The sequence below is a fragment of the Helicobacter bizzozeronii genome, from assembly GCF_900196775.1.
Lineage (GTDB): Bacteria > Campylobacterota > Campylobacteria > Campylobacterales > Helicobacteraceae > Helicobacter > Helicobacter bizzozeronii.
Map to the genome: position 1 here is coordinate 1 of NZ_FZLB01000096.1, position 8,798 is coordinate 8,798.

Genomic DNA, 8,798 nt, shown 5'->3' on the forward strand with positions numbered 1-8,798 from the left:
GCACACGCACGACTGCCAGTAGCGGGGCGGACAAAATGCATAACCAAATGCAAAATATCTTTTTACACCAGATTGAAAAGTTTGAGGGTGTTTTGATCGCCACCACGAATTTATTAGAAACCCTTGATGCCGCCTTTTCACGCCGCTTTAACCACAAGATCGAATTTAAGCCCCCCACCTTCGAGCAACGCGTGCAATTATGGCAAAAATACCTCCCCAGCAATGCCCCCTATGCCCCCTCCCACACCCTAGAGAGTCTAGCCCACACCCTAGCGCGCCACTCCCTAACCGGGGGGCAAATTGCCTTGATTGTGAAAAACACGGCATGCAAGGTAGCAACCTACCCCAATCCCCTCTTTAGCCTAGAGGATTTTTTAGTCGAGATCAAAAAAGAAAAGCAGGGGAATTTTGATCAAGCCAAAAACATCGGCTTTGGTGTTTAATATTAATCTTATCTCTTAAAGGATCGCTGTGAAAATTGTCATTGAAAAAACGCTTTTAGAGGACGCGCTCAAAAGTTTGATTGCCTTCACCGACAAAAAAGACATGAGCAATATCACCTCCCATGTGCTCATTGAAGCCCAAGGGGAAACTCTGCACCTAGAAGCCAATGATTTGGAAATGGGTTTGAGCTTACAGATCACAAGTGCCATTGAGGAAGAGGGCAGTGCCACGCTCAATGCCAAGCATTTTTTAGACATCGTGTCCAAACTAGGATCGGGCGAATTAGTTTTGCACACCAAAGAGGGCGAGGATTTTGTGCATTTGAGTTTCAAACGCTCCAAATTCAAGCTCCCCCTCTTTGATCGCGCCCACTTCCCGCCCTTCCCCACGCCTGAAAACCTCCCCTCTTTGCACTTTAGCGACACGGCACTCAGCGATCAGCTCAAAAAATTAAGCAATGTGATCAATGTCAATGAACCCAAATACGAATTTAGCGGAGCACTCTTGGTCTTTGAAGAACGCTTAGAACTAGTGGCTACAGACACCCGCCGCCTTTCTTTAGTGCAAATTGACCCCGATCACATGCCTGCCAAAGAAAACCCCGCCTTGGAATTTATCCTCCCCAAACGCGCCCTTTTGGAGGTGGTGAAACTATTTTCAAAGGGCGATTTTGACATGTTCTATGAAAAACCCAATCTAGCTGATTCTGCCTCCAAATCGACCATGCTTTTTTTCAAAAACGAGTCTTTGTTGCTCTATACACGCCTCATTAGCGGGAAATACCCCAATTACCAACAGATCATCCCCCAAGAATTCACCCACAAGGTCGAGCTCAAAACTCAAGACTTCAAAGATGGGGTGCAAATTGTCCATACCCTCAGCCCCAGTATCCAAATCGCCTTTTACCCTGAACGCGTGGAGTTCAAATCCATGCAAAGTGAGAGCAGTTTGAGCGCAACTCCCCATAATTTTGCCGAAACCTCTATGGAAACCAGCACGCCCCTAGATGGGTTTATCTTGCATGCCCATGCACGCTATCTTTTAGATGCGCTCAATGCGTTGAGCACCCCCACTTTTGATCTCTTGCTCAATGAAAAAAACATGCCCTTTATGATCGAAAAGGGGGGATTCCGCACCTTGATCATGCCTATTGTGGTGGATTAGTAACAGATATCTTAGCCTCTAGGGAGCATTGCAGACCAAAAAAAATAGACTTTATGCTACAATGGTTGCCTATCTCAAATATAAGGAACAACAATGTCAGTTAGTCTAGTTAAAGGTGGGCGTGTCTCACTGAGCAAGGAAAAACCCGGTTTGTCTAAAATTCTTGTTGGTTTGGGCTGGGATGTGAATGCCAGCGATACGGGGGTGGATTTTGACCTAGATGCCTCTGTATTTTTGACCGATAGTAGCGGTAAAGTCAATGATGATAAAAACTTTGTGTTTTACAATAATTTGACCAGCAAAGATGGTTCTGTGGTGCATACGGGCGATAACCGCACCGGTGAGGGCGAGGGCGATGATGAATCCATTAAAATTGATTTGGCCAAAGTTTCTAGCGATGTGAAAGAAATTAACATTGTGGTTACCATCCATGAAGCCGATGTGCGCAAACAAAATTTTGGCATGGTCAGGCATGCTTTTGTGCGTGTGGTGGATGAAAGCGATGGCAAGGAAATTGTGCGCTATGACCTAGAGGAAGATTTTTCAGTGGAAACAGCCATTAGTTTTGGGCGTGTGTATAAAGATGGCGAAGAATGGAAATTTGCCGCTGTGGGGACGGGCTTTAAGGAAGGCTTGGCTGGCTTTTGTAAGCAATTTGGCGTGAATGTCTAGGAGGATTGATGGCGATTAGTCTAGTTAAAGGACAAAAGGTTTCTTTAAAAAAAGAGGATGGGAGTTCTTTGAAGTCCTTTTGCGTGGGGGCTAATTGGGGGGCAATTAGCAAAAAAGGCTTTTTTGGCAACACCAAGACCGAAGCGGTGGATTTGGATTTGAGCGTAGCGCTCTTTGCGGGTCAAAAGTTGGTGGATTGCGTGTATTTTGGCAAGCAAAAGGCAAATGGCATCCAACACAGCGGGGATGATCGCACCGGCGATGTGGGCGGAGATGATGGGCTGGATAATGAAGTGATCAGCATTGCCCTAGAGAGCCTAGATCCTGCTGTGGAACAACTAGTGTTCGTGCTCAATTCCTACACGCACATTAACTTTGATCAAATCCCCTTTGCCAGTATCCGCCTCTATGAGGGCACGCCCGATCGTGTAAATACGATCTTTGCAACCTACAATGTCGCCAAAGATGCCACCTTTGCGGGCAAAGAGGCGATGATTTTGGGCAAGCTTTACAAACACAATGGGGAATGGAAATTTAGTGCCATTGGTGAGCCAACCGCTGATGAGAAACTAGAAACCCTCCTTAGCCAATCTGTGCCCAAATACCTTTAAAATGATGGATGGTAGCCATAAACCCCACCTCAACGCCAAGTTATTAAGGCGTTTGTTTGTGGCGGCTTCCATTTGCCGTTGGAACGATCAAGCCTGCCCCATTGAGTTTAGCGAGCTGGACAAGCAAGCCCATAAAGCCATGGTGGTGGTTTTGCTTGCCAAGCATTCTAAAGAACCCATCAACTACGATCGCCTCATCACCTATTTTTGCTTTGAGTTTTTAAGCCGTGTGGTGCTCACCGACATTAAATCCCCCATTTACCACAAACTCTTAAAAGATCACCGCCAAGCCCTAGCCGACTATGTCCAACAAGAGTTACAAGAGGAAGTGCAAGGCTATGATCTCTTTTCTGGCATGCACCACTATCTTTGCCATCCGCCTTGCGATTGCGAATACGAGTTGCTCAGAGCCGCCCATGACTATGTTTCGGTGTGGGAATTTGACATGATCTATTATTTTAACCGCGCCAATCCCAGAGCCCATGGCTTACAAAAGATCAAAGATTCCCTAGATCACACCTTCAAGCAACACGCCCCTTTGTTTGGCGATTCTAATTTGGAATGGCTGGCCTCCACTTTGGGGCAGTTGCGCTTCCAAAAGCGTTGGACTCAAACCCCCCGGGTGCCCGCTACCAGCGTGCTAGGGCACACCCTTTGTGTCGCCCTTTGTGCCTTTTTGCTCAGTTTTGATTTGAAGGCTTGTGAGACCATGCGGGTCAATCACTTTTTGGGCGGACTCTTCCATGATTTGCCTGAGATTTTAACCCGGGACATCATCTCCCCCATCAAGCACGGCGTGGCTGGCTTGGATTCCTATTTAAAAGAACTAGAAGCCCAAGCGATGGAGGAGATTTACCAACATGTCCCCAGCCTAGAGGCAGATTTGCGTTATTTCACGCAACGCGAATTTGATAACCGCTACAAAGACCCCCAAACCCAAGAAGTTATCTTTGTGTCCAGCGATGCAAAGTTTTGGGAGCAACACAACCACGATCATTTAAATAGCGTGTGTGGGAGCTTGATCAAATTTTGCGATCAGCTCAACGCCTTTTTGGAAGCCAAAATCTCCATCATCCATGGCATTAGTAGCGAGGTTTTGATCAATGGTGCGCTCAAAATCAAGGGCAAATACGACAAGAGTATCATCAATGGGGTTAATTTAGGCGCGATTTTGAACCAATTTGCATGAGATTTTTACTCTTCCTATTGCCCTTATTAGCGCAAGGGGCAGCCATGATCACCCTAGACACGGCAGCCAATGCCAAGCTAGCGACCTCTAATGCCAATGAGGGCACGATGATTGCCAAAATGCAAGAACAATTAGGGCACACCAGCCATTTACTCCAGCTTGCCCAAAACCAAATCAACACCCTCAAACAAGCCCAACAGACTCTAAGAGAGACCCAAGACTTTATGCAAGCCAACACACTCCCCCAACTAGAACCCATGCTAGCTTCCTTGCAAACAGACCTAGAGCGCATGCAAGCCCACCAAAACCAGCTACAAGCCCTAAGCCAACGCTACACCCAATTAGAACAAGCCCAAATGACACGGCTACAACAAGAATGCCCATGGCTTGATTTTAGCAATGCCACCATCACAGATTCCAACCACCCCCAAGCCCACAAAACCCAAAAACTTTTAGAAAATACCCAAGTAGCTTTGAGCACGCCGCATTTAAGTGCGCTGGTCTGCCAAAGGCTCCAACAAATAAAAAAACAAGAAAATTCCCATGCCCAACTCAAACACATGCAAAAGGCGTTGCTAGCAGGTGATTTTAAGCAGTTCCAAACCCTCTATCAAACTAGGCAGGCAAATTCCAAACACGATCAGATCGCCCAGGAACAAGACCTACAAGCCAAACTTGCCCCACTTGCCAAACGCTTAGAACAACTGCACCAAGAACTCCCCAGCACACGCCTAAGCACCCAGTTAAGCCAGCTTAACACCCAGCTAGCCCAACAATTACAAAGTGCCCAAGATGAACGCGATCAAGCGCGCGCCTATGCTCGCTACCACCAAAGAGCCCAGAGTCTCCAGCTTGAATTGCTCTTAGAGCTCACCCGCCATTTAGGCTTTTTAAATGAAACCATGGCGATGGGTTCTGCCCTTTTAGCCCAGATTCAAAGGGCTTTCCCTTATCTTAAAAATTCTACTAATAAGCTCAATGCTTATGGGTTCCCAGAGGTCTTCCCATGAATACACGCAAAAATTGGTCTTTAGGTTTTTTTGGTCTGCTAGGCCTTTTGGGTGAGGAGATTTTTGCCCACCCCAAAGATGGCTACTTTGTGGAGGGCGGGCTGATGACGGGCTTGATTGAAACACATGAAAAACTAGAGGAAAAGTCCCCTTGTAGTGGGGTGGGGGTGATCTGTTCGGCACTATTCATGCGCAATGCCTCCCCGGTTTTTACCACTGAAAACCTTATTGGGCAAAAGTTTAGCACGCTCAAGCCCATTAGTGTTAGTGTCGCCAACAATGCCCTACAAATCAAAAACATGACCGCCTATAACTTTAAAAATGTTGCGGTCTATATGCAACTAGCCAATGGGCAAAAAGTCCAAGTCGCCACCATTGAAGACCTGCCCCAATTCACCCAAAGCGCGATCAAATTGCGTTATTTGCCCCAAATTGCCCAAAATAGCGGGAATGCACAATCCGCATTTAGCATCGCCCCCTCGCCCACTTCAGATGCCGAGACCGCTCGGGTGATCACGGCACTTGACAAAATTTGGGTGGATATTTACGGGAGTTTTGAAAAGGTGGGTAGGGCTGCGGGTGCTTGGGGGGTGATCAGCCCTGAGGATGCCAAGGGCTATATGAGTGCTTTTTTAAATCTGAGTTATCTATTCAGTTCTACAGAATTTAAAGATGCTATTCTAAACACACAATTTAATTTTGCCAATGGTCCAGAGCAAAATGGGAATACTGCTATCCAAAACTCTGTAGCCATCCCTAGAAACCCCGATGGGACTTTACAAAGCTGGCAAAAGACATACCCCGATGTTAAGGCACTCACCAACCAAGAGGTCTATAACACCTATACCAAAGCAAACCGCTTAGATGTGGGCATTCTCCGCCCCACAAGTGGATATGATGGATTAGCAGGGCCGGGGATGTATGGCGTAGTGCCCTATCTCCTAAAGTTTAAGACTTCTGAATACAATCTGAGCCCAACGGATAATGTCCCTAATAATATGGAAACCATTTTGCATGAATACGGGCATACTATGGGTTATAGCCACGATGGGAACATGACCTACCAAAATGGGTACTACAACTACAATGGTAACCAATTAAAAAAGAGTGCCGAAGTCATTGATCCTTGCACCGCCACGCCTACAGCGCAGTGCAGTATCCCCAATGGGCGTTGGTATGATATTGGGGGGCAGGGTGTCCGTGCAGGCATGATCGGGGTGAGTGGCACGGTGTGGTCGCAATTGGGGCGGGATAACAAACTCCCCATTAATTACGATAAAATCGCCACAATGAGCGCGCCGACCTATCTTTCTGACTTCATGAAAACCTTAGAAAACATGACCTCTACCAACATCTCTAACAAGGCTGCCATTGTGGGTTTTAATCTCAAGGGCGGTTACCAACAATACTGGACCAACTGGTTTGGGCTCTCCTACTATGGCATTTTTAATTACAACTTCTCCAAAAAGACGGGCTTTATCAAACGCATTAACCAAGTCGCTTTGGGCGTGGGCGTGGATATGCTCTTTGATTTCACCACCACCTACACCCACAAACGCTACAAACACAAGAAAAACACCCACAAACTCAAGGTGCTCAAAAGCGCCTTTGGGATTTTTGGCGGGCTTAGGGCGTTGTGGAAGGGCTATGCGCTCAACACCATCGCCTTTGCCAATAGCGGGAACTTAGATGTTGCCACAGGTTTTAACTACCGCTACAAACATTCCAAATACAGCATAGGGATCGCTATCCCCCTCATCCCCATTAATCTAAACGCTAAAATCAACACCAGTCTTTTAGAGGGCTCCTTGTTCATCAAAGAGGGCCCGAGTCATTTTAATATTTTCTTTAACTATGGCTGGATATTTTGATCACTTGCCCAGACAGAAACTAGAAAAGAGGGTATCTAACAACTCCTCCACTTGGTAGGGTTGTGTGATCTGCCCCAAACTCTCTAGGGCATCTTTGAGGTGGTAGGAAAATAACTCTAGCTCTAGGCTTGCTAGCGTGTGGGTGGCACTTGTTAAATGCGTGATGGTCTGCTCTAGGGCTTGTTGCTGGGTTAGGCTGGCTAGAATCACGCTTTCATTGGGGTTATCCTCTGCAAAGAGGGGCTTTAGCAGGTCCTTTAGTAAGGGCAAGCAGGGTTGTTTGGTGTTGAGTTTGAGGGGTGGTAGGCTAGGAGGCAGGGCATTTAAAAGGGCTTGTGTGTCTAGCTCTTGGGGGCAATCATCTTTATTGAAGATAACGCCTATGATTTTGTCCTTTTGTGCCCCTAAGAGCTCTAAGATATGTTGATCTTGGCTATCTAGGGGAGCAGAGAGATCAAAAAGGGCTAAAATAATATCACTCTCTTGCATGCTCTTTAAACTTTTGGCAATCCCTAAAGACTCGATTGCATCGCTGGCATGCCTAATCCCGGCTGTGTCGATGATTTTTAAGCAACTCCCATAAAGGCTAATGACCTCCTCAATGCTATCTCTGGTTGTGCCCGCTATTGGGCTCACTAAGGCGCGTTCCTCTAAGAGTAGGGCGTTTAAAAATGAGCTTTTGCCCACATTGGGCTTGCCCACAATGCAGAGTTTATAGCCCTCCAAGCGCGCGCTTTGGGATTTGGAAAACTCTAAAATGCCTTGTAATTTCTCTAAAGTGGCGTGTAATTTTGCCTGCATGGTGGTGCCCAAATCTAGGGGCAAATCTTCCTCAGCATAATCGATCAACACCTCGCTACTGGCTAGCAATTCTAAAAGGGCGGTGCGTGTGCTCTGCACGAAGTCTTTTAACGCGCCTTTGAGCTGTTTAGCCATCATTTTGGCACCCTTTTCGCTCTTGGCTTCTATGAGTTTTGCTAATGCCTGCACTTGGGAAAAATCCAGCCGCCCATTTAGAAACGCCCTTTTGCTAAACTCTCCTGCTTGTGCCAAGCATGCCCCTTGAGCCAAACAAGCTTGCAAAATGAGCCGTGTTACCACAATCCCCCCATGGCATTGGATTTCCACGACCTCCTCGCCCGTGTAGCTATGCGGGGCTTTAAAATAAAGGGCTAGGCAAGTGTCCAACAAATCGCCTTGTAAATCATGGACACCCACCAGCGTAGCAAGTCTAGGGGTGAAATGTTCTTTGTGTGTGAGCTTGCGCAAAATGGCTAAACTTTGATCGCCGCTCATCTTAACAATGGCGATCGCGCCTTGTCCGGGCGTGGTCGCAATGGCGACAATGGTGCTATTTGAAGTCATTAATCACAACAAAACGCTCATTACTGCTATTGGTTTGGCATGTGATGTGTTTGTTGGGGAAAGTTTCGCGTAGCCGTTTGAGGGCGATGTGGATCAACATGCCATCTAGGGGCTTGGTCTGTGCCTTGCCCACTTCATGGATTTGCATGATAATGCCTTGCAAATAGGACTCCATCATCTCCTCTTGATCTTTTAAGAAGTGTGCCACTTCTAGGCGGACATTGTAGCCGTATTTTTGGTGAAGCCAATTAAAGAGCAAATAGGATAGGGCGTTGAATCGGTACCCCTTTTCCCCAATCACCAATGCCGAATCAGGTCCGTTAAGCTCAATGTAAAGCGTGTTAGAATCGCATAATTCTACTTTAACTTGATCGATTTGGTAGGGCAGATAGCCTAAAAGCGTGCATAACTGCTCTTTGATCTCGGCGATTTTGTCATTTTTATCATCTAGTGGGGTGGGTTTGGGGGGAGG

9 protein-coding genes are annotated in these 8,798 nt (G+C 46.8%); 7 read left to right on the forward strand and 2 right to left on the reverse strand.

The features are described 5' to 3' along the window. From C5684_RS08475 to C5684_RS08505, 7 genes are all read left to right on the forward strand, one after another. A partial coding sequence (locus C5684_RS08475; RefSeq protein ID WP_158650233.1) for an AAA family ATPase occupies positions 1–443 on the forward strand: 443 nt, incomplete at its 5' end. Between the two features lie 28 nt (positions 444–471). Further along, positions 472–1,608 (forward strand): DNA polymerase III subunit beta, encoded by a 1,137-nt coding sequence (gene dnaN, locus C5684_RS08480; protein WP_199764537.1) that lies wholly within the window; start codon positions 472–474, stop codon positions 1,606–1,608. Between the two features lie 93 nt (positions 1,609–1,701). Then, a complete protein-coding gene (locus tag C5684_RS08485; protein ID WP_104640038.1) occupies positions 1,702–2,280 on the forward strand; it encodes a TerD family protein in 579 nt (192 codons plus the stop codon). An 8-nt stretch (positions 2,281–2,288) separates the two neighbouring features. Beyond that, a complete protein-coding gene (locus C5684_RS08490; RefSeq protein ID WP_104640039.1) occupies positions 2,289–2,891 on the forward strand; it encodes a TerD family protein in 603 nt (200 codons plus the stop codon). A gap of 1 nt (position 2,892) precedes the next feature. After that, on the forward strand, positions 2,893–4,080 hold the full coding sequence (locus tag C5684_RS08495; protein ID WP_104640040.1) for an HD domain-containing protein: 1,188 nt from the start codon (positions 2,893–2,895) through the stop codon (positions 4,078–4,080). Between the two features lie 44 nt (positions 4,081–4,124). Further along, positions 4,125–5,090 carry a coiled-coil domain-containing protein gene (locus C5684_RS08500; protein ID WP_104640043.1) on the forward strand — a complete coding sequence of 322 codons (966 nt, stop codon included), beginning with the start codon at positions 4,125–4,127 and terminating at the stop codon, positions 5,088–5,090. Continuing rightward, positions 5,087–6,961, forward strand: coding sequence for a porin family protein (locus C5684_RS08505; RefSeq protein WP_104640041.1), 1,875 nt, complete (start codon positions 5,087–5,089; stop codon positions 6,959–6,961). Before C5684_RS08500 ends, C5684_RS08505 begins: the two co-directional genes overlap by 4 nt. Here the strand turns inward: C5684_RS08505 and mnmE are convergent, their stop codons facing one another. Next, entirely contained in the window at positions 6,962–8,326 is a 1,365-nt protein-coding gene (mnmE, locus tag C5684_RS08510) for a tRNA uridine-5-carboxymethylaminomethyl(34) synthesis GTPase MnmE (RefSeq protein WP_104640042.1), read from the reverse strand. After that, positions 8,313–8,798 (reverse strand): protein jag (locus C5684_RS08515; protein ID WP_233708730.1); only part of this gene is annotated, 486 nt, incomplete at its 5' end. The genes C5684_RS08515 and mnmE, both read right to left, overlap by 14 nt.

Bases quoted from the DNA above. Each gene is read 5' to 3' on its own strand.
- C5684_RS08505 (WP_104640041.1), top strand. From the start codon at position 5,087: ATGAATACACGCAAAAATTGGTCTTTAGGTTTTTTTGGTCTGCTAGGC.
- C5684_RS08495 (WP_104640040.1), top strand. From the start codon at position 2,893: ATGATGGATGGTAGCCATAAACCCCACCTCAACGCCAAGTTATTAAGG.
- C5684_RS08500 (WP_104640043.1), top strand. From the start codon at position 4,125: ATGATCACCCTAGACACGGCAGCCAATGCCAAGCTAGCGACCTCTAAT.
- mnmE (WP_104640042.1), bottom strand. From the start codon at position 8,326: ATGACTTCAAATAGCACCATTGTCGCCATTGCGACCACGCCCGGACAA.
- C5684_RS08490 (WP_104640039.1), top strand. From the start codon at position 2,289: ATGGCGATTAGTCTAGTTAAAGGACAAAAGGTTTCTTTAAAAAAAGAG.
- C5684_RS08485 (WP_104640038.1), top strand. From the start codon at position 1,702: ATGTCAGTTAGTCTAGTTAAAGGTGGGCGTGTCTCACTGAGCAAGGAA.